The following is a 22,183-nucleotide window of genomic DNA, read 5'->3' as shown; positions in this document are numbered from 1 at the left end:
TTAAAAAAAGAACTTTGACATTTTTAAGATAGTCTCATCTTTTCAAACTTTGTATGCTTATCAAAGCGCGTGAATTTGCTGTTTATAATTTCAGTAAAAAGTTTGAAAGAGGAGAAAAAGAGAAGTAACATCTGCGTTTCAAGAAAAATTAAAGTTAACTTAGATAAAATCACCGTTCTAATTTAATTAGAAACCTCACATGTGTCAATCCTGGTATGGGTTGTGCGAAAGCATTAAGGGGCACAGAGGCTAAACCCAAAATTAAAAAAACAAGGAAAAACAATGGTTACAATGAAAGACCTATTAGAGTGTGGTGTACACTTCGGACACCAAACAAGAAGATGGAATCCAAAAATGAAAAAATTCATTTTCGGTGTGAGAAAAAATATCTATATTATAGATTTACAAAAAACATTAAGATACTTCAGATATACCTATACTGTAGTTAGAGACAATGCAGCTGCTGGACAAACAATGATGTTTGTTGGGACTAAAAAACAAGCAAGTCAAGCGGTTAAAGATGCTGCGATTTCTTGTGGTATGCCATACGTTAACCACAGATGGCTTGGTGGCATGTTAACAAACTACGGAACAATTAAAAAATCAATCAGAAAATTAGAAATTATTAAAAAAATGAGAGAAGAAGGGCAATTAGACCTTTTAACTAAAAAAGAAGCGTTAATGCTTACAAGAAAAGAAGAGAAGTTAGAGTTATACCTTGGTGGTATTAAAGAGATGACTAAACTTCCAGACATGATGTTTGTTCTTGATGCAGTGAAAGAAAAAATTGCCATTGCAGAAGCAAGAAGATTAGGCATTAAAGTTATTGCACCTTTAGATACAAACTGTGATCCAGACGTTGTTGATTTACCAATTCCTGGAAATGATGATGCTATTCGATCAATTCAACTGTTCTGTACAGAAATGGCAGAAGCGATGAATGAAGGTAAAGCAATGTTAGCAGAAGAAAAAGGTGAGGAAATTATTCCTGTAACTGAAGAAGAAGCTGCTGAAGTTATTGCAGAAGCAGTAGCTGAAGGTGAAGCTGAAGTTTCAGAAGAAGCAACTACAACAGAGGAAGCGTAATCATGGCAGGAGCAACTCCAAAACTGATTAAAGAACTAAGAGAGATGACAGGTGCAGGAATGCTTGATTGCAAAAATGCATTGAATGAAACAGAGGGTGATTTAGAAAAAGCGGTTCAAGCCTTAAGAGAAGCGGGTCTTGGAAAAGCGGCTAAAAAAGCAGGTAATGTTGCTGCTGAAGGGCTTGTTTCTGTTTTAGTAAATGATGATTTTTCAAAAGCTACCATTGTTGAGATCAATGCTCAAACAGACTTTGTTGCTAAAAATGAAAACTTCATTAACTTAACAAAAGACATCACTTCACATGTACAAGTTACGGGTGTAAGTGAAACGTCTGAATTGAATAAAACAACCATCAATGGTCAAAATTTTGAGCAATTTTTAAATGAAAAAATTGCAACAATTGGTGAAAATATTGTTGCAAGAAAAATGGCTACTATTTCTACTGATACAGGTGTTGTAAATGGTTACGTACACTCAAATGGTAGAGTTGGAGTTATTTTAGCAGCAACATGTGATGCTGCTGTTAAAGATAAAGCAGCAGCTTTATTAAAAAGTGTTGCAATGCATGCAAGTGCAATGAAACCAACAGTTATTTCATATACAGACTTAGACCCTGAATTTGTTGAAAATGAAAACAGAGCAATTCGAGCTGAAATTGAAGCGGACAATGATGAATTAAAAAGATTGGGAAAACCTTTAAAAAATATTCCTGATTTTGTTTCTAAATCTCAATTAACAGATGAAGCCATTGCCAATGCAAAAGCAAGATTTGAAGCTGAGTTAAAAGAGCAAGGTAAACCAGAAAAAATCTGGCCAAATATTATTCCAGGAAAAATCGAAAGATATATCACTGACAATACACAATTGGATGGCAGATGTGCTCTGTTATCTCAAGCGTATGTAATGGATGATAAAAAAACTGTTGAGCAAGCAATTGCTGATACGGATGCATCTATTAAAATTGTTGAGTATGTACGATTTGAATTGGGTGAAGGTATCGAGAAAAAAGAAGAAGATTTCGCGGCAGAAGTTGCTGCGCAAATGGCAAAATAAGTAATTTTATTTTGCTACAATAAGAAGAGCATTGTCTCTTCTTATTTCTAAAAAAATGTACATTCTGTACAAATCAGACTGGAGTGATATTGAATAACCAGCCTATATTACAAGCAAATAACATCTCACATGAGTTTGACTATCCCCTTTTTAATCATCTGAATTTAGCATTACACCCTAAAGAGTCTATTGCCATAATGGGTGCAAGTGGAAGTGGTAAATCTACACTTTTAAATCTTTTTTCTTCTTTGTTAAAACCCAAAGCGGGTCAAATTATTTATGATAATAAAGATATATATTCCCTCAAAAAGAGTCAACTTTTAAAGATAAGAAGAGATGATTTTGGTATAATCTTTCAAGCACACTATCTCTTTAGAGGATTCAGTGCAAAAGAGAATTTAGACATTGCAACACTTTTAAGTGGAAACGAAATCAATAATGAGCTTTTAAAGGAGCTTAATATTGATTTTGTAATCAATCAAAGTGTCGGGGAACTCAGTGGTGGACAACAGCAACGACTCTCAATTGCTCGAGTCTTAACCAAAAAACCCAAAATAATTTTTGCCGATGAACCCACGGGAAATCTGGATAAAAAGACAGCACAAGATGTGATTAGAAATCTATTTAATTATATAAACCAAAATGACGCAGGTATGATAATCGTCACACATGAACAAGATATTGCTATGCAGTGTGACAGAGTATTTGAATTGGTTGATTTAGAACTTAAGGCTATTAAATGAAACTTTTACTGATCAGTAGAACTGCGATTATTGTTAAAATATTTACATTGATTTGTAAGAAATTGGATATTGAACTTACGGTTCAAATGGACAACAACGTCGATCAACAAATGGATATAATTGTTATTGATAATGAATATATTGATGAGCGATTTAATGCGTTAAAACCCTTTACGAAAAAATTGGGTGCCATTGTTGCTGAAGAGTTGCCTTTTGATAAATCAAGAGATTTTATTATTCCAAGACCTTTTTTACCGGCACAACTTCAAGAGATACTGCAAGACCAAATGAATATTATACACACAGATGCTGAAAATGCAAAAAAAGAGGCGAAACGATATAACTACAGTAATACCGAAGATGTGGTTGATTATATTGACTCTCTTGCCGATGATATAGCTGAAGATATTGAAAATGAAAATGATGAATCGGTTGTGACGTTTGCATCGCTTAAAAAAGGGGGAATTTTAGACAGAAAAGAGTTGGATAAAATTCAAAATCTTCTCAATATTGAACCCACTGTCAATGAAATAGAGATGAATGATGAAGATTGGCTTGATTTGTCTGAAATTATCGATAAAGCTTTAGATGAAGTCAAAGATTATGAATTTGATTTAAAATATGATGAACCCATCACTTTGGTATTGAGTAAATTTAATATGGATGAATTAAAGCCTTTGCTTTTGAAGTTAAATCAAAACAGTATCGATAAACTGACCTCTGGTGGTTCAATTAATTTAGAGTTGAAGTTAAAGGACAGTTATTGATTTCTCAAACAAAAGGTGCCATTTTAATACTTTCAGGTCCAAGCGGTTGTGGTAAATCGACTCTGCTTAAAGAGGTGTATAAAAACATCAATGATTATTACTTCTCTATCTCAACGACAACACGTCCAATAAGAGAGGGTGAAAAACACGGAGTTGATTACTACTTTGTTTCAAAAGATGAGTTTGAAAAAGATATTGAAGAAGGAAATTTTTTAGAGTATGCTAATGTTCACGGTAACTATTATGGCACATCATTAAAACCAATTATGACAGCACTCAATGAAGGCAAACTGGTCATATTTGATATTGATGTCCAAGGACATAAAATTGTAAGAAAAAAACTCAATAATGTGATCACTTCCGTTTTTATTACAACACCTTCATTAAAAGAGTTAGAACACAGATTACATAACCGAAGTACAGACAGTGCTGATGTGATTTTAAAAAGAGTTGAAAACTCAAAAGAAGAGATTACCCACTTTAAAAAATATGATTATTTAATCATCAATGACAATTTAGAAGAGGCTTCAAAACAGCTTGTAGCCATCGCCAATGTAGCACGCATTAAAAGTAAAATTTATGAAGACAGCAGTGTTGAGAGTTGGTTGAATTAATCAGTTTTGATTAAACTTCATCAAAACTGATGGGTTTGTCAAAATAGTATCCTTGACAATAATCTACCCCGATTTTTTTCACTTTGTTATAAATTTCTTCACTTGATACAAACTCTGCAACGGTTTTAAATCCAAACTCTTTGGCAAAATTTGAAATGGTATTCACAATGATTTGCTGATTGAGTTTTTTGTCAATATCTCGAATAAGTGATCCATCAATTTTAACAAAATCAATATCTAAATTGGTCAGCATGTTAAAGTTTGAATACCCAGCACCAAAGTCATCTACGCCAATTGAACATCCAAATTTTTTAACATCACTGATGAAGTCAATGACGCAACCAAAATCTTCAATTTGCTCACTCTCTAAAATTTCAAACTCTAAATTGTGGGTAAACTCTTTGTTGTTTTCTAAAAGAGTGTAGACTTTACTTCTTGTTTTTAAACTGATAATATCATCGTATGAGATATTTACTGCGACACGTTTATTTTTGGCTTTGATTAATTTAAATGCTTCTTTGAGCATAACGGTAATAATTTTAGGGTAGAGTTTTGCTTTTTTTGCAATGCCTAAAAAAAGTACAGGTGAAACGGCTGTTCCATCTTCGTCAATGTATCTTAACAGGGCTTCATATTTATAAATCTCTTGAGTTTGAGAATTTACAATGGGTTGGAAGTAACTTTGGAATTTACTTTCATTAAAGGCATTTTTGAGTTTTTTAACCCATTTGATGTTCTCTTCAATATCTTCTTGTATGTTAAATGAGTCATCATACACCATGACTTGCTCAAGTTTATTTTTGGCATAGGTAATAACTCGTTGAGAGTATTTATACGCATCTATTCCTTTTGCAATTCCAATGGTAACGTTAATATCAATTTCATTCTCTGCAATTTGAATAGATTTGCCTTCAATCTCATATGCCAATCGAACACATTTTTCTTTAAAAGAGTCCAATTCAATGGAGTTATCTTGTGTTACAATTCCAAATTTATCGGCTTCTATTCGATAAATTCTGTAACTGTTATTTGGGAAAGCATTTTTGAGTTTTAAGGAAAATTGAACTAAGAGTTCATCTCCATTCATTTCACCGTATAAATCATTGATATTTGAAAATTTGTCAATATTAATTAAAGCCATAATGGTATTTTCATTTTCAAACAGATCTTTTTTAAGTTTATTTCTGTTGGGCAAATTGGTGAGTTTATCAATATATAAATCTTTTAATTCATGGTAAAGCAGTGATTGTCCCATGACTTGTAACAGTTTTTTCATGTCAATGGGTTTTAAGATATATTTATCAACTCCAATGTCAATGGCTTCAAGTAAATACTCTGTATTTGAAAACGCTGTTGTGACAATAATAGGAATATTGGGATTAATGAGTTTGATTTTTTTAATCATCTCTAAACCATTCATGTTGGGCATATTAACATCAGTGATAATTAAATCAATTTGATCTTGATACTCTTCAAAAAGTTTTAACCCCTCGAGTCCATCCTTTGCAACATACTGTTTTTTTGTGAAGCCTTTTAAAATATTCAGAGTAATGTCTCTGAGTGCATCTTCATCTTCAGCATATAAAATTGTGATATTTTTTAATATAGAAATATTATTGACCATTAAACTTGACTCCAAAAATAATAAGGTATAATACCATAATTTATTAAAATAGAAATTATGTGAAACAAATATTGAGTGAAAATAGTGACAATTCGATACTATTTGTCATATTAGTAGCCCTTAGCATAAAAAGAAGGAATTTTATTGTCCACCATTAAGTGTAATCATTGTCATGTTGAGTTTAGCAAAGATGTGATGATAAAAGAGAATGATTTATATTTTTGCTGTAATGGATGCCAAGGCGTTTATCATCTGTTAAAAGATGGAGGCTTGGATTCATTTTATGAGAAGTTGGGGAATAAAACCATTGCCCCTCCTCTTCAAACGGATTTTGATACTTCAAAATTCGATTTAGAGAGTTTTGAAAAAAGATTTGTTCAAACATTGGATAATGGGTTAAAAAAAGTTGATTTGATTATTGAGGGGATTCATTGTGCCGCGTGTGTGTGGCTGAATGAAAAAGTGCTTTACGATACCAAAGGTATTGTTGAAGCCAATATCAATTTTACCAATAATAAAGCCAAAATAGTTTGGAATGAAGAGCAAGTGAGTCTCTCTGAAATTATCAATAAAATCAGAAGCATAGGGTATAACGCGTATGCATATGATTCTAAAATAGCGGATGAAAAAGCGACACAAGCCAAAAGGGATTATTTTATTCGGATGATGGTTGCGGTGTTTGCTACCATGAATATTATGATGCTTTCAGTTGCTAAATATACGGGGTTTTTCAGAGGCATTGATGACGACGTGATGGATTTAATTCATATTGGTGAATTTATTCTGACCACACCTGTACTTTTTTATTCGGGATGGATTTTCTTTAAGGGAGCCTATTTTGGTCTGAAAAACAGAATTGTCAATATGGATTTACTTGTCAGTGCGGGGGCATCTCTTTCATATATCTACTCAATTTATGTGATGTTGGGAGGTCATGGGGAGAGCTATTTTGACTCAGTGACTATGATTATTACTTTTGTACTGGTGGGAAAATATTTAGAAGTCATTGGCAAAAAAAGTGCTGTGGATACGTTGGATAAAATCAAAAGTCAACTTCCCCTTGAAGCGGTTATCATTAAAGAAAACCAAAAAACTGTGGTGGCTTTAGATGAGATTGAAGTAGGGGATATTATTGAACTTCGAGCAGGTGAAAAAGCCTGCGTAGATGGAGAACTTTTGATAGGAACTGCAAGTTTTGATGAATCCAGCATCTCTGGAGAGTCCAAATTTATCTATAAAAACATAGGTGACAAAATTTTTAGTGGAACAATCAATACCGATTCTTTGATTCAATACAGAGCTTCAACAACCTTTGCAAACTCTACACTCAACTCCATTGTAACACTGCTTGAAGACTCATTGAGTTCAAAACCTCAAATTGAGTATACCGCCAATGAGTTATCTAAAAAATTCTCATTGACCATATTAACACTCTCATTATTGACATTTTGTGTTTGGTACTTTTTTGGCTTGCAATTTGGTTTTGTGCATGAAGGGGCAAATCATTTCGAGCAAGCTTTTATTGTGGCAATCTCAGTCATAGTCATAGCTTGTCCGTGTGCGTTGGCCTTAGCAACACCAATTGCCAGTTTGGTGGGAATTTCACAGCTTGCGAACAAAGGTTTGCTTTTTAAAGAGGCAAAATTTATTGAAACACTTGCTCGAGCTACTAAAGTGGTTGTGGATAAAACAGGAACCATTACTAACGGGGAGTTAAGTGTTAAAAAAGCGAGAATTTTAGATGATAATATTCATAAATTAAATCTTTTATACTCTATTTTAGAAGCCTCAAATCACCCCATCAGTCTCTCTGTTAAAGCCTATTTAAAAAATAAGTACCCTGAATTGGTCTATAAAGACATCACTGAGGTAAAACATATCAATGCGCGTGGTGTTGTGGGGAAATATACCAATGTTGAGGGTAAAACGTTTGAAATTTTAGGTGGGAATCAAGAACTTCTGCATGAGAACGGTATTCATTATAAATTTGATTCACAATGCAGTGTTTACATGTTTGCCATTAACAAAAGAGTCATTGCAACCTTTGAGTTAGAAGACAGCTTAAAAGAAGATGCCAAAGCGTTTGTTGAGTACATACAAAATCAAAATATTGAAATCATTATGCTTACAGGTGATAATAAAGAAGTAGCACAAAAGATTGCCAAACAAGTGGGCATTAAAAAGTTTGTTGCACATATTAATCCCATTGAAAAAGCCAATTATATTAAAAAACTCAAAGATGAGGGTGAAATTGTCATTATGGCAGGAGATGGCATTAACGATGCGGTTGCTTTAAGCAATTGTGATGTTGCCGTTGCAATGGGAAGTGGTGCAGATATATCCATCAGTGTATCCGATGTGGTTTTATTGAATAACAGCCTTAAAAGTCTTAAAGATGCATTTGTTATCTCTAAGCGAACGTATAAATTTATCAAACAAAATTTGGCCATTTCCTTGGTGTATAATATTATTACGATACCTTTGGCTATGTTTGGTTTTGTAATACCTTTAGTTGCAGCACTTTCAATGAGTTTAAGTTCATTGATTGTCGTAGCAAACTCTATGAGAATAAAAAATAATTAATGAGGAACAGTAAATGAGCGGTGTTTTAACAATGATGTTAATTGTTGGACTGATTGTCAGTTTTGCAATTTTAGGTATTTTTATTTGGGGTGCACGAGGCGGACAATTTGATGACACAAAAAAAATGATGGACGGCTTACTTTTTGATTCAGTGGATGATTTAAACGATGCAATCAATCGAGAAAATAAAATAAAAGAGTCATTAAAAACGAAAGAAGAGATAGAAAAAAGTAAAGAGAAGCAGTAGAGCCAAAGTTAGTCTTGAAGACTAACTTTTATGACTTTATTTCATTGCAGAAATTTGTTTTGCTAAATCTTTAATATCCGCATCAGAAAGAGCATCAACTTGAAGTTTCATAACACCTTTTGTAGGTCCACCATATGTACCATCTTTATAACCATGTAGTGCAGCTTCAATTTTTTCAGCAGGCCACCCTTGAATAATTTGTGACTTAGTTAAAGCTTTTTTTTCTGCTTTAGCACCATGACATGTAGCACATTTGTTGTAGTTTGCAGCAGCCATCATAGTAGCGGCAGCAATTAATGTTCCAAGAACAATTTTTTTCATCGTTTCTCCTTAAAATTATACGAAGTATTCTATCAGGTTTTGCTTGCGTTAAACTTATGATTTTAATTTATTATTTGAAATTATCAGTTGGATTAAGAATAAAAATAAAAAAGGGAGAACAAACTCAATTGTTCTCCCTTTTTTGTGTTCGCGCTATAGTTTTTTAAAGAAAACTACAAAAACTTAGCAATTTCATTAGCCAATGTTTGATTTCAGCATCCATAGTATGCGGAAGACATTAACGATGAAACACCAATTAATTCCCCTAAAATGATTTTACTCATTTTAATCTTCTCTATAATGTGAAAACTAGAAATTTTATCTTAACTTTCTTTAATAAAACTTTTAAAAGCCTATTTTTTTTACTGTTTTTTGAAAAATAAAAAAATGGTTTAAAAGGTTATATTGTTTTACCAATTATATTATTATATAATAGATAATGATTATTACAAAGGCAGATTGTGGGTGAAGTTTTAGCGATTAAAAATTTAACTTTTGGTTATAAAAAAGATAAATTAATTTATAATAACTTTAATTTGAGAGTGAATCAAGGTGAAATTATTGCCATTGTAGGTGAGAGTGGCTCGGGCAAAACAACGCTGTTTGAACTTATAACCAAGAATTTAAAACCATTTCATGGTGAAATTGAAGCGTTGAGTATCAGTTCAATTTATCAAGACCCTTACAGCTCTTTCCATCCTACCTATACGATTTTTGAACAAATCAGTGATGTGGTGGATTCACTGGACGATTTGCAAAGTTTGATTGAACAGTTGAGCTTAGATAAAACACTGATGTATAAAAAACCACATCAACTCAGTGGTGGTCAACTGCAAAGATGTTCAATTTTAAGAGCACTTTTAATGAAACCCAAACTGCTTTTAGTGGATGAACCCACCTCTGCTTTGGACAATATTATTGCACTAGAGGTGATGCAGTTGCTGATGAAGTTTTTGAACAGCTGTGGTATTATTTTGATTACACATGACATGACACTTGCTGCTTGGTGCAGTGATAAAATTATAAATTTAAACGAAAATAAGTAGGAATTTTAAATGCAAGAACACTATACAAATGCTTTGGTGCTACTGAATATGGGCGGCCCCAGAAACAAAGAAGAGTTGGAACTTTTTTTACGAAATATGTTTAATGATAAAAATATTTTAACCATGAAGAGTGATTTATTGCGTTCAATGATTGCCTCTTTGATTGTTTTTTCAAGAAAAAATTCTGCTTGGGAAAATTATGAAGCTATAGGAGGAAAATCACCCATTAATGAGTTAACCATCAAATTGATTGAAAAATTACAAAAAGAGTTCCCCCACACCTATGTAACACAAGCCATGCGTTATACGCCCCCATTTGCTGCAAAATGTATTGAGCAACTTAAACAAAAAGGCATCAAAGAAGTAACGTTATTGCCTTTATATCCACAATACTCAACTACTACCACCAAATCAAGCGTAGAAGAGTTTGAGCAGATTGCTCAGGGAATTTTTAACATTAAAGTGATTCCCCCTTTTTATAAAAATGAGAAGTATAATGATGCAATTTTGGAAGAGATTGTTTCAAAAGTCAAAGATACTACAGAGTATAACCTCATTTTTTCTGCACACGGTTTACCTCAAAAAATTGTGGATGCCGGGGATCCGTATGAGAGACATGTTCAAGAGCATGTAGAAATTTTAAAAGAGAAATTACAAAGAAAAAATATTCTTTTTGAATCGATCAATTTGGCCTATCAATCAAAAGTTGGACCATTAAAATGGTTGACCCCTTCTTTGGAAAAAACTTTAGAAAATTTTGAAAATAAAAAAGTTTTGATTTATCCTATAGCGTTTATTGTGGATAATTCTGAAACCGCTTTTGAGTTGAGTATTGAGTACAAAGAGGTGGCGCATGATTTGAAAATAAAAGAGTATAAAGTGTGTCAATGTGTTAATGACAGCGATACGTTTATTCAAGCCCTTAAAGAGTTAATATGAAAGAAACATCAGATTCTCTTTTATTGAGTTTGGCAAAAGAGTCAATAAAGTCGCGTTTTCTTGAAATTGAGACAAAAAGCAAAGAGGAGTTAGTGGCTTTGTATCCTGCCTTAAATGAAAAAAGAGCCACCTTTGTTACTCTTAATCTTAAGGGACGATTGAGAGGGTGTATTGGTTCTTTAATTGCTCACAGAACACTTTATGATGACATTGTCTCCAATGCTCAATCAGCAGCATTTAATGACCCAAGATTTCCCCCTTTGAGTTATGAAGAGTTTGTCCAAACCAGCATTGAACTTTCCCTTTTAAGTGAGCCTGTTTTTTTGCCTTATCGTGATAAAATAGATTTGAAATCAAAAATAAATGTTGGCAAAGATGGTGTTATTTTAAAGCTCGGAGACAAACAAGCAACATTTTTGCCTCAAGTTTGGGAGCAGTTGCCCACGTTTGAACTCTTTTTTGAACACTTATGCAATAAAGCAAATATGCAATATAATTGTTTAGATAAAAACCCTCAAATATATATCTATGGTGCCCAAAAAATAAAATAGACCTTTTAAGGAGTGAGTCATGATGAAGCGAAATGGAAACATATTTTATCTTCAAATCCACATGTGTTGTAAAACACTTCAAAAATATGCAACACAATCATGAACTACTATACTCAAAAAAATGGAAAACTTGTCTGCTTGCTTTGCCATCACTATTGCCATTTGCAAGAGGGGCAGACCGGTATTTGTGGAGTCAATACCAATGTAGGAGATAAAATAGCGTGTCAAGTGTATGGGTATCTTGCTGCATTAAATATTGATCCCATCGAAAAAAAACCGCTTTATCATTTTTTGCCAGCATCCAAATCACTCTCTTTAGGCACAGTTGGTTGTAATTTTCATTGTGCTTTTTGTCAAAATTGGGGCATTTCACAGGAAAAAAACATCAAAACTGGGCAATACTTATCTCCCAATGACATTGTAAAATTGGCTTTAAATAAAGGGTGCCAATCGATTTCATATACCTACAATGAACCCACTATTTTTTACCCTTATGCCAAAGACATTGCTCTTGAAGCAAAAAAATATAACATTAAAAGTGTCTATGTCAGTAATGGTTATGAAAGCCGTGAAGTTGTTGAAGATATGAAAGGTGTCATTGAGGCAGTGAACATTGATTTAAAAACGTTTAACGAAGCCTATTATAAAAAATTGGGTGGAGAGTTAGCTAGGGTATTGGAAAACTTAAAAGCGTTTGTGAACAATGGAATTTGGGTTGAAGTTACGACATTGGTTGTGCCCAGCAAAAATGACTCAAAAGAAGAGTTTGAAGCCATTGCTTCTTTTATAAAAAATGAATTGGGAGCGCATGTACCTTGGCATATCTCTGCCTTTCATCCCGATTTTAAAGAGAGAACTCTCCCTGCTACTTCTTTTGAGAGTTTAAAACAAGCGTATACGATTGGCAAAAAAGTGGGATTGAATTATGTCTATATGGGCAATATTAACGTTGAAAACCCAACCGTTTGTTCTGTTTGTCAAGAGGTATTGCTTGTCAGAGAGGGCTTTAAAGTGATTCAAAACAATTTACAAAAGGGGTTGTGCCCTAAATGTGCAAAACCATTGGAAGGAGTATTTTTATGAGAGTAAGAAAAGCAGCAGTCTGTGGAACCTTTTATCCAAAAAGTTCTTTGGAATTAACAAAATATTTTACCCATTTTAATGAGCGTTTGATCAAATCAAACACAAAAATCAAACACCCCAAAGCGATCATTGTCCCTCATGCAGGATATATTTACAGTGGATATACCGCCAATGTTGCTTACTCATTGCTAAGTGGCGTTGAACCCAAACGAATTGTTGTGATAGGACCATCACACAAAATCTTTTTGGAAGGAGCAAGTATTGCTTTATACAATGAGTATGAAACCCCTTATGGAAATTTGCAAATTGATTTAGCTTACAGTAGCCATTTAAAAGAGAAATATGCTGCTTTGAATTTTAATCCTTTGGCTCATTGTGAACACTCAACAGAGACACAAATGCCATTCATTAAGAAATATTTCCCTGCAACAAGCATTGTTGAAATAGTGTATGGGAAAATTGATTTTATGGAATTAAGTACGATTATCAGTGAAATTATGCTAGAATCCGACAATTATGTCGTTATAAGTACAGATTTAAGTCATTTTTATACACAAAAAGAGGCCAATGTTTTAGATTCGATTTGTTTAAACGCAATCGAAAACTTAAGTCTGAAGTTATTGAATGATGGTTGTGAAGCGTGTGGAATGACAGGAATACAAGCCCTTGTACAATGGGCAAAATCAAACAGTTATATATCACAAGTTTTAGATTATAGAACAAGTATGGATGCAAGCGGTGACTCATCAAGAGTTGTGGGATATGCTTCTGCTATTATTGGGGAATAAGTTTTATGGGGTTTACGTTAAAAAAAATTATATCGCTTTTTATTATGCCAATTTCTATTGGCTTGATTCTGTTTTTATACGGATTACTTCTGCTTTTTACCAACAGTTATAAAAAGGCAAAAGTCTATTTATTCGCCTCTTTTGTTTGGTTTTTTTTAATCAGTTTTGCCCCTTTTTCAAACGCATTGGTTACTCCTTTGGAAAATTTTTACCCCGCCATTACCTCTGAAAACCCCGATGTTAAATACATCTTACTTTTAGGTGGAGATTTTGAAAGAAGAGGTTATGAAGCGCTTCGTTTGTACTATAAAATGGATAACATTAAAATTATCACCTCAGGGTATGAAGGGGCAAATTCAATCAGTGAAGCCAAAGTGAATGCTCAAAAACTTTTGGAATTGGGTGTGGCAAAAGAGAATATTTTGATTCAAGAAAAACCTAAAGATACAAGACAAGAAGCTCAAGAGGTTAAAAATATTGTCAATGATCAGCCTTTTATTTTGGTTACTTCCGCACTGCATATGCCACGAGCAATGTTGCTTTTTAAAAATGAAGGATTAAACCCCATAGCGGCACCTACAGATTTTATATCAGATGAGAAATACAGTTTTTATGAGAGTATTGGTGCTCAATATGCACTGAATACTCAAAAAGCCATACATGAATATATTGGAATTGTATGGAGTTTTTTTAAAGATGTGATTCAAACTTTTAGGGACATGTTATAGTTGAAAACGTTTATTGAAATAAAAAATCTCTGTTTTGCTTATGATAAAGAGAATGTATTAGAAAACATCAATTTAGATGTGGCGCATGATGATTTTTTAGCCATTATTGGTCCCAATGGGGGCGGAAAATCGACGCTGTTAAAATTGATTTTAGGGCTGCTTAAACCCAAAAGTGGAAAAATAATGGTGAATGTGGACAGAGCTTTTTTAGGTTATGTGCCACAAAATACCAATTTAAATATCAATTTTCCTATTACGGCATTGGAAGTTGTTTTAATGGGACATATTGGGGGTAAACGAACCCTTTTTGGTTACAGTAAAGAGGAGCGAAGCTGCGCCATGAATTCACTTAAACAAGTGGGCATGGAGGATTTTGCAGATATTAAAATCGGCAATCTTTCTGGTGGTCAGCGACAAAGGGTCTTTATTGCACGTGCTTTGTGTGCCAATCCTAAAATTATTTTACTGGATGAACCTACCGCAAGCATCGATGTAAAAGGGCAACAAGAGGTGTATGATTTGTTAAAAAGATTGAGCCAAAATATTGCAGTAGTAGTAGTCAGTCATGATATTTCGGTTCTTTTAAATTATGCAAAAAATGTGGTGCATGTCAATAAATCAATGGTCTATCATAAGCTGCAAGAGATGAACAACAAGGTAAAAGAGGGTGAACATTTGTGTGAAGTTGAACTTCTTGCTGCTTTGGGACACCAACACTCATGCGGATGCAAACATGAAGAGTAAAAAATATAAAAAAGATGGGTTATGTTAGAAGCGTTACACTATGAGTTTATTCAAAATGCCATTTTAGCAGGGCTTTTTATCTCTATTGCCGTGGGCATTATTGGTTCTTTGGTGGTGGTCAATAAAATCACTTTTTTAGCAGGAGGCATTGCACACAGTTCGTATGGAGGAATTGGAATTGCCATTTTCTTAGGCTTACCTGTGTTATTGGGTGCAACGGTTTTTGCTGTAATTATTGCTGTTGCCATTTCATTTTTGACCATTTACAATAAAAACAGAATTGATTCTATTATTGGAATTATGTGGGCAGCTGGAATGGCGATTGGGATTATTTTTGTGGATTTAACCCCTGGGTACAATGTGGATTTGATGAGTTATCTTTTTGGTTCAATTATTGCAGTGCCCCGTGTGGATATTTTGTATATGGGTGGGTTAGATATTGTGATTATTGGTTTGGTCACTTTTTATTACAAAGAGTTTCTATCCATCTCATACGACGCACAATTTGCAAAATTAAGAGGCATCAGTGTGGAGTTTTTTTATACATTGCTTTTGGTTTTAGCAGCACTGACCGTAGTTGCCGCTATAAAAGTGGTGGGACTTATTTTGGTCATTGCGCTTTTAACCATTCCCACGTATATGGCAGAAATGTTTTCAAATAAACTCTCTACCATGATGGTGTTAAGTTCCCTTCTTGCATCGTTTTTTACGCTGTTGGGTTTGGTGGTTTCGTACGTATATAATATCAGTTCAGGTGCAAGTATTATAATGGTTGCCATTGCTTGTTTAATCACAGTTAAAACAGTTAAAAGATAGGAAAAAAATGAATAAAAAAATAGAATTGGGCGTGGTTAACAGCTTAAAAATAGACAGAGTGACGGAACCTGGGTTATACTTGGTCAGTGAAGATGAAGAAGAAGCCGTATTATTGCCCAATGCTTATATCACCTCAAAGATGAACATTGGGGATGTGATTGATGTTTTTATCTACACCGATTCAGAAGACAGATTGGTTGCAACAACCTTGACCCCTTATGCGTATAAAAACCAATTTGCTCTTTTAGAAGTGGTTGATGTTTCAAAATTTGGAGCCTTTGTTGATTTGGGGTTACCCAAAGATTTACTTGTGCCTAAAAACAGACAAAAAAACCCTTTTAGTGTGGGGGAAAAACGATTTATTCGAGTCATAGAAGATGAAAAAACGCAACGCCTTATTGGAGTTGAAAAGTTCTCCTCTTTTATAAGCCGAGATATTGGGCATTTTCAACTCAATGATGAGGTCGATATTTTACTTTTTGCAAAAACACCGTTGGGGTTTAAAGTGGTGGCAAATAACAGTTTTGAAGGAATGATTTTTCACAATGAAATTTTTGAAGTCATAAAAGTAGGTGCACGAAAAAAAGCATACGTAAAACAAGTAAGAGATGACGGAAAACTTGATTTGGCATTGCAAAAAATTGGTTCAAAAAGTGACGATGAAACCCAAGAGAAAGTGTTGGCGATGTTAGAAAAAAACAGTGGTTTTTTGCCATATAATTCAAAAAGTGATGCCGAAGCCATCAAAAAAATATTTGGTTTGAGTAAAAAAAATTTCAAAGCAGTATTGACAAAACTCATAACACAAGATAAAATCGAAAATGTAGAAAATGGAATTAAACTTAAAAAATAGCATATTTCATTTGTACTTTATTAAATTAAGATAATTTTTATCCTAATTTAATATAATTTCTCAATTAATTTAAAACAAGGAAAAAATATGGCAACAACTATGTTAAAAGGGAATGTGGTAAATTTAGCAGGGAATGAAATCAACGTAGGTGATAAAGCACCTGTAGTTAAAGTCGTAGCAAAAGACTTATCTGAAATTCAAATTGGTGGAGAACAAGGTAAAGCACAAATCGTTGTCATTGTACCTTCTTTAGACACACCTGTATGTGCTGCAGAAACCAGAAAATTTAATGTTGAAGCTGCAAAAGTTGAAAATGCTGAAGTAGTCGTAGTTTCTATGGATTTACCATTTGCAATGGGAAGATTTTGTACAACTGAAGGTATTGAAAACTTACAAGTAGGATCTGACTTTAGAGCAAAAGATTTGGCACACAATTACGGTGTTTTAATTGCGGATGGTCCATTAGCGGGTGTGACTTGTAGAGCTATTTTTGTTATCAATGCAAGTGGTGTAGTAACATACAAAGACATTTGTGCTGAAATTACAGAAGAGCCAAATTATGAAGGTGCTTTAGCTGCAATTAAAGAGGCAACTTCAACTTCTTGTTGTGGAACTTGTCATTAATCAAGGTTTTGATTTTTAAAAACTGATACAATTGTTTTAATACTTTAAGGCTACCAAGCTTATTGGTAGCCTTTTTTTTAGGAGAATTTCTATGTTAAAACAGTGGTACAAAAAATTCAGTGCACAACCGCATCAACCCTTTTTCGCCAATGGGCTTATTTTTTTTATGCTTTTTATGTTACTTCTTTTTGCCTCATACTCAAATGTGATTGTTTTAAAAACAACGTTATTGACTTTTCATGCGTATGCGTTGATTTTTGTGGTTTTTATTCAGTTTTTTTTAGGTTTTTTGTTTGTGGTTTTCCCGCGTTTTTTAATGCAAGCAACCATTTCATCTTCAGTTTTTATGACACAATTTTTTCTCTATTTTATTGGAACAGTCTGTTTTTTTGTTGGACTTGTCATTTCAACACCACTTTATTTAGTGGCTATGGCAGTGCTTTTTGTGGCACAAATTCTGAGTTTTAATACGCTTTTTGGTATTTACAAAAAATCAATTATCGCCGATGGTACTTCAAAATATGACACCAAATGGATTTTGATAGGTTTTGCGACAGGCATTGTGGCTCACTTTATCTTTTTAGTGGCGCAATTAAATGTTAATCATGCCTATTTATTGGAAAAATTTGCTGTGTATGTAGGGTTTTATCTCTTTTTATTTATGATTATATTTACTGTTTCTCAACGTATGATTCCTTTTTTTACCTCAATGAAAGTGCCTGAGTATACCATCAATAAATCATCGCATTTATTGGAAAAACTTTACGGCTTACTGTTGCTTAAAGTGTTGGTGCAAAGTTTTGCACAACCTCAATGGTATATTGTAGCCGATTTGCCTCTGTTTCTCTTTTTTACTTTTGAGTTGTATAAATGGAAATTGCCACTGTTTAAAACCACTTCAATTATGTGGGTACTTTTTCTTGGTTTGTATTGGATTCCCGTTGGATTTTTACTCTCAAGCATAGAGTCGTTGTGCGCACTGTTTCAAGTGGATTTTTTCTTTGGAAAAGCCTCATTGCACGTGTTTGCTTTGGGATATTTTGTGACCGTTTTACTTGGCTTTGGAACACGGGTTGTATTAGGACACTCAGGAAGAGTACCCTACGCAGATAAAATTACGACGATGATATTCCTTTATATTCAGCTTGTTGTAGTTGTAAGAGTTTTTGCCTCTTTGAGTCTTAATGTTCATGCCGATTATATTTTTTGGATCAATCACACGGCTTTACTTTTAATCTTGGGACTTTTTGTTTGGAGTGTGAAATTTTTACCTATTTTAATGATTGGACATAACCCCAATCACTAAACAATCTCTTTACACTATTTGAATATAATTCTTCTATAGTGTAAAGGATATATCATGAAACTTACTGAAAATGATGTGACGTCTGAAGAGGTATTTCATCAAAGAAGACGTTTTTTAAAACTGGGAGCCGCTTCAATTGTGGCGAATGCAGCATTAATGAATCTGCTTGCAAGTGAAAAATTGCCCACTTCAAATTTAACGTATGCCCATGATTTAAATAAAAATAATCTCGTACCGAACAGTTTTGAACAAATCACTTCGTATAATAATTTTTATGAATTTACCACTTCAAAAGAGGGAGTTAAACCCTTATCTTACACCTTAAATCCAAAACCTTGGAGCCTAGAAATTGATGGTTTGGTCGAAAACCCATTCACGATAGATGTAGATGATTTAATCAAAAAATACACCCTTGAAGAGCGAATTTATCGTTTCAGATGTGTGGAGGGTTGGTCAATGGTTGTGCCGTGGATTGGATTTGAATTGGGACGGCTCATTCGCGATGCCAAACCTCTTATGAAAGCCAAATATGTGCGATTTGAAACTTTGTATGATGATGAGATGTTTCCAGATCAAGCCCGCGGCGTTTTTGGTGCAATTGAGTACCCTTATGTGGAAGGATTACGACTGGATGAAGCCTACAACCCACTAACTCTTTTAAGTGTGGGGTTATATGGCAAAACCTTAGAGAACCAAAACGGTGCACCCATACGATTGGTCGTGCCTTGGAAGTATGGGTTTAAATCCATTAAATCCATTGTTAAAATAACGCTTACCGATAAAGAACCTCTGAACACTTGGCAAAAAGCCAATCCAAGAGAGTATGGGTTTTATGCCAATGTCAATCCTGAGGTTGACCACCCCCGATGGACGCAAAAAAATGAGCGACTTTTAGGGAAATTGTTCAAACAAAAAACATTGATGTTTAATGGGTATGAAAAAGAGGTTGCTCATATGTATGCCAATATGGATTTAAGAAAGTTTTTTTAGCATGAGAGTTTTACTGTTTACTCTTTTGCTTTTGCCCTCAATGTATTTGGGCTTGAAAGTTTTTTATTTTCAAGATTTAATTGATCCCATAAAATACATTTACACCTTTACAGGAGCAGTGGCAATTACACTTCTGTTTGTAACGACAACGCTATCTCTTATAAAATCTAAAATTAATCTCATAAAATATCGAAGACAAATTGGTCTTTTTGCTTTTTTTTATGCTCTGTTGCATATGCTCAATTTTATTGTTTTTGACATGGAATTGCAGATTGTTTTTGCTATAAAAGAGACCTTGGATAAACCCTTTATCTATTTGGGCATGATTTCATTTTTGATTTTACTGTTTATGGCAATCACCTCTTTTAAAAAACTCTATGCCAAATACAATGCGTATCATAAAGCCATTTATGTGGTTTTGCTTTTAACAACCATCCATTTTGTTATGGCACAAAAAGCGTTGAGTCTATCTCAATGGTTCTATTTGGCTTTGATGATGTTAATCATGACTTTAAAACTAAAACAAAGAGTAATTTCAAAATCAAATATGCTTTAAATAAATCTTTTGATACCATTGCAAAATGAGAAACCTACAGATGAAAACCAATAATTAATGCCTTTAACCAATCTAAACGAGAATCAACTCGAAGCAGCAACATGTGCACAAGGGTATAACCTAATCATTGCCAGTGCTGGTACAGGCAAAACCTCTACAATAGTGGGAAGAATTGCTAACTTAATCAAAAAAGGCTTAAAACCAGAAGAGATATTACTGCTAACCTTTACCAATAAAGCGGCAGCTGAAATGGTCAATCGAGTAGCGAAATATTTTGGAAAAGAGGTGGCCAAAGCCATTATGGCAGGAACCTTTCACAGTGTTTCGTATAAATTGCTGAAACAACTCAATATTAGTATCACGCTGAAACAACCCAATGAATTAAAAACACTCTTTAAATCGCTGTATGAAAAACGGGTGTTTTACAACCGAGACGATGAAGCCAACCCTTATGACGGAGGCTATTTGTATGAGTTGTATTCCCTTTTCTTAAACTCTACGTACAATGAAAGCTTTGGCGATTGGATTGTGGGGAAAAACGCTTCGCATGAGTTGTATGCGCCTATCTATGAAGATGTGGTTTTAGAGTTCAATGAGTTGAAAAAAAAATATGGTTATGCCAATTTTGATGATTTGCTCACACTTATGCTTGAAACTTTGGAAAACAATGAGTTTGCTTTTAAAGAGATTTTAGTTGATGAATACCAAGATACCAACCCTTTACAAGGAAGATTGCTTGAAGGGTTTAAACCCAAATCCCTTTTTTGTGTGGGGGATTATGACCAAAGTATTTACGCTTTTAATGGTTCAGATATTGGGATTATTTCAACCTTTTCTCAACGATATGAGAATGCCAATGTCTTTACGTTACGAAAAAACTATCGTTCAACCAAACCCATTTTGGATTTGGCAACCAAGGTGATTGAACACAATGAACGTATTTATGAAAAAAAATTAGAGGTGGTCAGAACGGAGTTTGTTTCCAGTCCAAAACTTTTAACTTTTGGTGAACTTTTTGAACAGTATGAGTATATCTCTAAACTGATTTCACAAAGTCAAACCCCACACAATGACATTGCTATTATCTACCGAAACAACTCCAGTGCCGATGGCATTGAGGTCAATTTACGCGAATACTCTATTCCTGCAAAACGAAAAGGGGGGCACTCTTTTTTTGATTCACTTGAAGTCAAATTTATACTCGATATGATGACACTGCTTATCAATAACAATGACATGATGGCTGTCATTCACATTTTAGAGTATGGAAAAGGTATTGGAAAAGCCATTGCCAAAGATATTTTCGATGCGTTGATTAAATTGGGAAATGGCAATTTGTTCCAAGGACTTTTTGCACCCGATGAGAAAATGAATAATCCTTATGTTTCAACCAAAGTGAAAAATATTCAGTTGGGACTTTTTGATGATTTTCTTGAACTGGGAAGTGTGTCAAAGTTTAAAGACTCGGGTTTTGATGAGAAGTTTTTAGGTAATCCTTTACTCAAACACCCCAAACTTGGACGTGAAGGGGGAGAGTTTATTTATGAATTTTACAAAGTCATTAAAGAGTTAAGACGTGTTAAAAACCCCAATTCGGTTATTGAACACATTGTCAAATCTGAGCTTTTTAAAATGCTCAAAGAGATTTTGTGTATCAAAAGAGCCACACAAAAAGATGGCTCTATCAATGAATCGGTTAAATTCCAAGCGGGACAGAAGATAGAGAGAAAAGCCATTTTATTAAAAAGTTTGGCCGTGCACTACAAAGAGCTCTCTAAATTTATTAACGCCATGATTTTAGGTGGCAGTGAAATGAGTGAGGGCGATGGCGTAAATCTGCTCAGTGTTCATGCGTCAAAAGGGTTAGAGTTTAAAGAGGTTTATGTCATTGACCTCATGGACGGACGATTCCCTAACCGAAAACTCATGAGTAAAGGCGGAAGCATTGAAGAGGAGCGACGATTGTTTTATGTGGCAGTTACACGGGCAAAAGATATTTTATATTTAAGTTATGCCAAATATGACCGTATTAAAAAACTCGATTTTATTCACTCTCAGTTTTTAAAAGAAGCAGGGTTAGTCAAAGATGGCACAGAGGAATAAAACGCTTCTGAAATTA

Annotated in this window: 23 protein-coding genes; 21 read left to right on the top strand and 2 right to left on the bottom strand. The window is 34.0% G+C overall.

Annotated features, from left to right (window positions below; translation table 11 throughout):
- Nucleotides 1-282: 282 nt before the first annotated feature.
- The 5 genes from rpsB to gmk all read left to right on the top strand — a co-directional run bounded on the left by rpsB (nt 283) and on the right by gmk (nt 4,265).
- The gene (gene rpsB, locus ACNI3C_RS00980; protein WP_419770399.1) at nt 283-1,086 is read left to right on the top strand and encodes a 30S ribosomal protein S2; all 804 of its coding nucleotides are present in this window, start codon (nt 283-285) and stop codon (nt 1,084-1,086) included.
- A gap of 2 nt (nt 1,087-1,088) precedes the next feature.
- On the top strand, nt 1,089-2,141 hold the full coding sequence (gene tsf / locus ACNI3C_RS00975; protein ID WP_419770398.1) for a translation elongation factor Ts: 1,053 nt from the start codon (nt 1,089-1,091) through the stop codon (nt 2,139-2,141).
- An 89-nt stretch (nt 2,142-2,230) separates the two neighbouring features.
- Entirely contained in the window at nt 2,231-2,884 is a 654-nt protein-coding gene (locus ACNI3C_RS00970) for an ABC transporter ATP-binding protein (protein ID WP_419770397.1), read from the top strand.
- Entirely contained in the window at nt 2,881-3,651 is a 771-nt protein-coding gene (locus ACNI3C_RS00965) for a hypothetical protein (RefSeq protein WP_419770396.1), read from the top strand. Before ACNI3C_RS00970 ends, ACNI3C_RS00965 begins: the two co-directional genes overlap by 4 nt.
- Nucleotides 3,651-4,265 (top strand): guanylate kinase, encoded by a 615-nt coding sequence (gene gmk / locus ACNI3C_RS00960; protein WP_419771466.1) that lies wholly within the window; start codon nt 3,651-3,653, stop codon nt 4,263-4,265. Before ACNI3C_RS00965 ends, gmk begins: the two co-directional genes overlap by 1 nt.
- A 10-nt stretch (nt 4,266-4,275) precedes the next feature.
- Here gmk and ACNI3C_RS00955 read toward each other — a convergent pair whose 3' ends face one another.
- Complete coding sequence (locus ACNI3C_RS00955; protein ID WP_419770395.1) at nt 4,276-5,889, bottom strand: EAL domain-containing response regulator; 1,614 nt, start codon at nt 5,887-5,889, stop codon at nt 4,276-4,278.
- A 144-nt stretch (nt 5,890-6,033) separates the two neighbouring features.
- Between ACNI3C_RS00955 and ACNI3C_RS00950 the strand changes: the two genes are divergently transcribed.
- Together ACNI3C_RS00950 and ccoS are read left to right on the top strand one after the other, a co-directional pair.
- Nucleotides 6,034-8,472 (top strand): heavy metal translocating P-type ATPase, encoded by a 2,439-nt coding sequence (locus ACNI3C_RS00950; RefSeq protein WP_419770394.1) that lies wholly within the window; start codon nt 6,034-6,036, stop codon nt 8,470-8,472.
- A 13-nt stretch (nt 8,473-8,485) separates the two neighbouring features.
- Entirely contained in the window at nt 8,486-8,719 is a 234-nt protein-coding gene (gene ccoS / locus ACNI3C_RS00945; protein ID WP_419770393.1) for a cbb3-type cytochrome oxidase assembly protein CcoS, read from the top strand.
- 36 nt (nt 8,720-8,755) lie between these two features.
- Here the strand turns inward: ccoS and ACNI3C_RS00940 are convergent, their stop codons facing one another.
- Nucleotides 8,756-9,040 (bottom strand): c-type cytochrome, encoded by a 285-nt coding sequence (locus ACNI3C_RS00940; RefSeq protein WP_419770392.1) that lies wholly within the window; start codon nt 9,038-9,040, stop codon nt 8,756-8,758.
- 461 nt (nt 9,041-9,501) lie between these two features.
- Between ACNI3C_RS00940 and ACNI3C_RS00935 the strand changes: the two genes are divergently transcribed.
- The 14 genes from ACNI3C_RS00935 (at nt 9,502) to ACNI3C_RS00870 (ending at nt 22,167) form a co-directional block, all read left to right on the top strand.
- Nucleotides 9,502-10,086, top strand: a complete 585-nt coding sequence (locus ACNI3C_RS00935) for an ATP-binding cassette domain-containing protein (RefSeq protein ID WP_419770391.1) — start codon at nt 9,502-9,504, stop codon at nt 10,084-10,086.
- 9 nt (nt 10,087-10,095) lie between these two features.
- Complete coding sequence (gene hemH / locus ACNI3C_RS00930; protein WP_419770390.1) at nt 10,096-11,025, top strand: ferrochelatase; 930 nt, start codon at nt 10,096-10,098, stop codon at nt 11,023-11,025.
- Complete coding sequence (amrA, locus tag ACNI3C_RS00925) at nt 11,022-11,576, top strand: AmmeMemoRadiSam system protein A (RefSeq protein ID WP_419770389.1); 555 nt, start codon at nt 11,022-11,024, stop codon at nt 11,574-11,576. Before hemH ends, amrA begins: the two co-directional genes overlap by 4 nt.
- A 99-nt stretch (nt 11,577-11,675) precedes the next feature.
- The gene (gene amrS / locus ACNI3C_RS00920; RefSeq protein WP_419770388.1) at nt 11,676-12,659 is read left to right on the top strand and encodes an AmmeMemoRadiSam system radical SAM enzyme; all 984 of its coding nucleotides are present in this window, start codon (nt 11,676-11,678) and stop codon (nt 12,657-12,659) included.
- Nucleotides 12,656-13,447: an AmmeMemoRadiSam system protein B gene (gene amrB / locus ACNI3C_RS00915; protein ID WP_419770387.1), complete on the top strand. Its 792-nt coding sequence runs from the start codon at nt 12,656-12,658 to the stop codon at nt 13,445-13,447. Before amrS ends, amrB begins: the two co-directional genes overlap by 4 nt.
- 5 nt (nt 13,448-13,452) lie before the next feature.
- A complete protein-coding gene (locus tag ACNI3C_RS00910) occupies nt 13,453-14,175 on the top strand; it encodes an ElyC/SanA/YdcF family protein (RefSeq protein WP_419770386.1) in 723 nt (240 codons plus the stop codon).
- The gene (locus ACNI3C_RS00905; RefSeq protein WP_419770385.1) at nt 14,176-14,919 is read left to right on the top strand and encodes a metal ABC transporter ATP-binding protein; all 744 of its coding nucleotides are present in this window, start codon (nt 14,176-14,178) and stop codon (nt 14,917-14,919) included. It begins immediately after the preceding gene.
- 21 nt (nt 14,920-14,940) lie between these two features.
- Nucleotides 14,941-15,735, top strand: coding sequence for a metal ABC transporter permease (locus tag ACNI3C_RS00900; RefSeq protein ID WP_419770384.1), 795 nt, complete (start codon nt 14,941-14,943; stop codon nt 15,733-15,735).
- A gap of 7 nt (nt 15,736-15,742) precedes the next feature.
- Entirely contained in the window at nt 15,743-16,588 is an 846-nt protein-coding gene (locus ACNI3C_RS00895) for a CvfB family protein (protein ID WP_419770383.1), read from the top strand.
- An 87-nt stretch (nt 16,589-16,675) separates the two neighbouring features.
- A complete protein-coding gene (gene prx-suh, locus ACNI3C_RS00890; protein ID WP_419770382.1) occupies nt 16,676-17,212 on the top strand; it encodes a thiol peroxidase Prx-SUH in 537 nt (178 codons plus the stop codon).
- Nucleotides 17,213-17,303: 91 nt separating this feature from the next.
- The gene (locus ACNI3C_RS00885) at nt 17,304-18,518 is read left to right on the top strand and encodes an NnrS family protein (RefSeq protein ID WP_419770381.1); all 1,215 of its coding nucleotides are present in this window, start codon (nt 17,304-17,306) and stop codon (nt 18,516-18,518) included.
- A 54-nt stretch (nt 18,519-18,572) separates the two neighbouring features.
- On the top strand, nt 18,573-19,508 hold the full coding sequence (msrP, locus tag ACNI3C_RS00880; RefSeq protein WP_419770380.1) for a protein-methionine-sulfoxide reductase catalytic subunit MsrP: 936 nt from the start codon (nt 18,573-18,575) through the stop codon (nt 19,506-19,508).
- Nucleotide 19,509: 1 nt separating this feature from the next.
- Complete coding sequence (locus ACNI3C_RS00875) at nt 19,510-20,064, top strand: ferric reductase-like transmembrane domain-containing protein (RefSeq protein WP_419770379.1); 555 nt, start codon at nt 19,510-19,512, stop codon at nt 20,062-20,064.
- A gap of 57 nt (nt 20,065-20,121) precedes the next feature.
- Complete coding sequence (locus ACNI3C_RS00870) at nt 20,122-22,167, top strand: ATP-dependent helicase (RefSeq protein ID WP_419770378.1); 2,046 nt, start codon at nt 20,122-20,124, stop codon at nt 22,165-22,167.
- Nucleotides 22,168-22,183: the final 16 nt, after the last annotated feature.

The sequence above is a fragment of the Marinarcus sediminis (SeqCode) genome (genome assembly GCF_048571275.1).
GTDB lineage: Bacteria > Campylobacterota > Campylobacteria > Campylobacterales > Arcobacteraceae > Marinarcus > Marinarcus sediminis.
Note: the sequence above shows the minus strand (reverse complement) of the source record. Positions and strands in the feature narration are given on the sequence as shown.

Coding starts and splice junctions, on each gene's coding strand:
- rpsB (WP_419770399.1), top strand. CDS start 283: ATGGTTACAATGAAAGACCTATTAGAGTGTGGTGTACACTTCGGACAC.
- tsf (WP_419770398.1), top strand. CDS start 1,089: ATGGCAGGAGCAACTCCAAAACTGATTAAAGAACTAAGAGAGATGACA.
- ACNI3C_RS00965 (WP_419770396.1), top strand. CDS start 2,881: ATGAAACTTTTACTGATCAGTAGAACTGCGATTATTGTTAAAATATTT.
- ACNI3C_RS00955 (WP_419770395.1), bottom strand. CDS start 5,889: ATGGTCAATAATATTTCTATATTAAAAAATATCACAATTTTATATGCT.
- ccoS (WP_419770393.1), top strand. CDS start 8,486: ATGAGCGGTGTTTTAACAATGATGTTAATTGTTGGACTGATTGTCAGT.
- ACNI3C_RS00940 (WP_419770392.1), bottom strand. CDS start 9,040: ATGAAAAAAATTGTTCTTGGAACATTAATTGCTGCCGCTACTATGATG.
- hemH (WP_419770390.1), top strand. CDS start 10,096: ATGCAAGAACACTATACAAATGCTTTGGTGCTACTGAATATGGGCGGC.
- amrA (WP_419770389.1), top strand. CDS start 11,022: ATGAAAGAAACATCAGATTCTCTTTTATTGAGTTTGGCAAAAGAGTCA.
- amrS (WP_419770388.1), top strand. CDS start 11,676: ATGAACTACTATACTCAAAAAAATGGAAAACTTGTCTGCTTGCTTTGC.
- amrB (WP_419770387.1), top strand. CDS start 12,656: ATGAGAGTAAGAAAAGCAGCAGTCTGTGGAACCTTTTATCCAAAAAGT.
- ACNI3C_RS00910 (WP_419770386.1), top strand. CDS start 13,453: ATGGGGTTTACGTTAAAAAAAATTATATCGCTTTTTATTATGCCAATT.
- ACNI3C_RS00900 (WP_419770384.1), top strand. CDS start 14,941: ATGTTAGAAGCGTTACACTATGAGTTTATTCAAAATGCCATTTTAGCA.
- ACNI3C_RS00895 (WP_419770383.1), top strand. CDS start 15,743: ATGAATAAAAAAATAGAATTGGGCGTGGTTAACAGCTTAAAAATAGAC.
- prx-suh (WP_419770382.1), top strand. CDS start 16,676: ATGGCAACAACTATGTTAAAAGGGAATGTGGTAAATTTAGCAGGGAAT.
- ACNI3C_RS00885 (WP_419770381.1), top strand. CDS start 17,304: ATGTTAAAACAGTGGTACAAAAAATTCAGTGCACAACCGCATCAACCC.
- msrP (WP_419770380.1), top strand. CDS start 18,573: ATGAAACTTACTGAAAATGATGTGACGTCTGAAGAGGTATTTCATCAA.
- ACNI3C_RS00875 (WP_419770379.1), top strand. CDS start 19,510: ATGAGAGTTTTACTGTTTACTCTTTTGCTTTTGCCCTCAATGTATTTG.
- ACNI3C_RS00870 (WP_419770378.1), top strand. CDS start 20,122: ATGCCTTTAACCAATCTAAACGAGAATCAACTCGAAGCAGCAACATGT.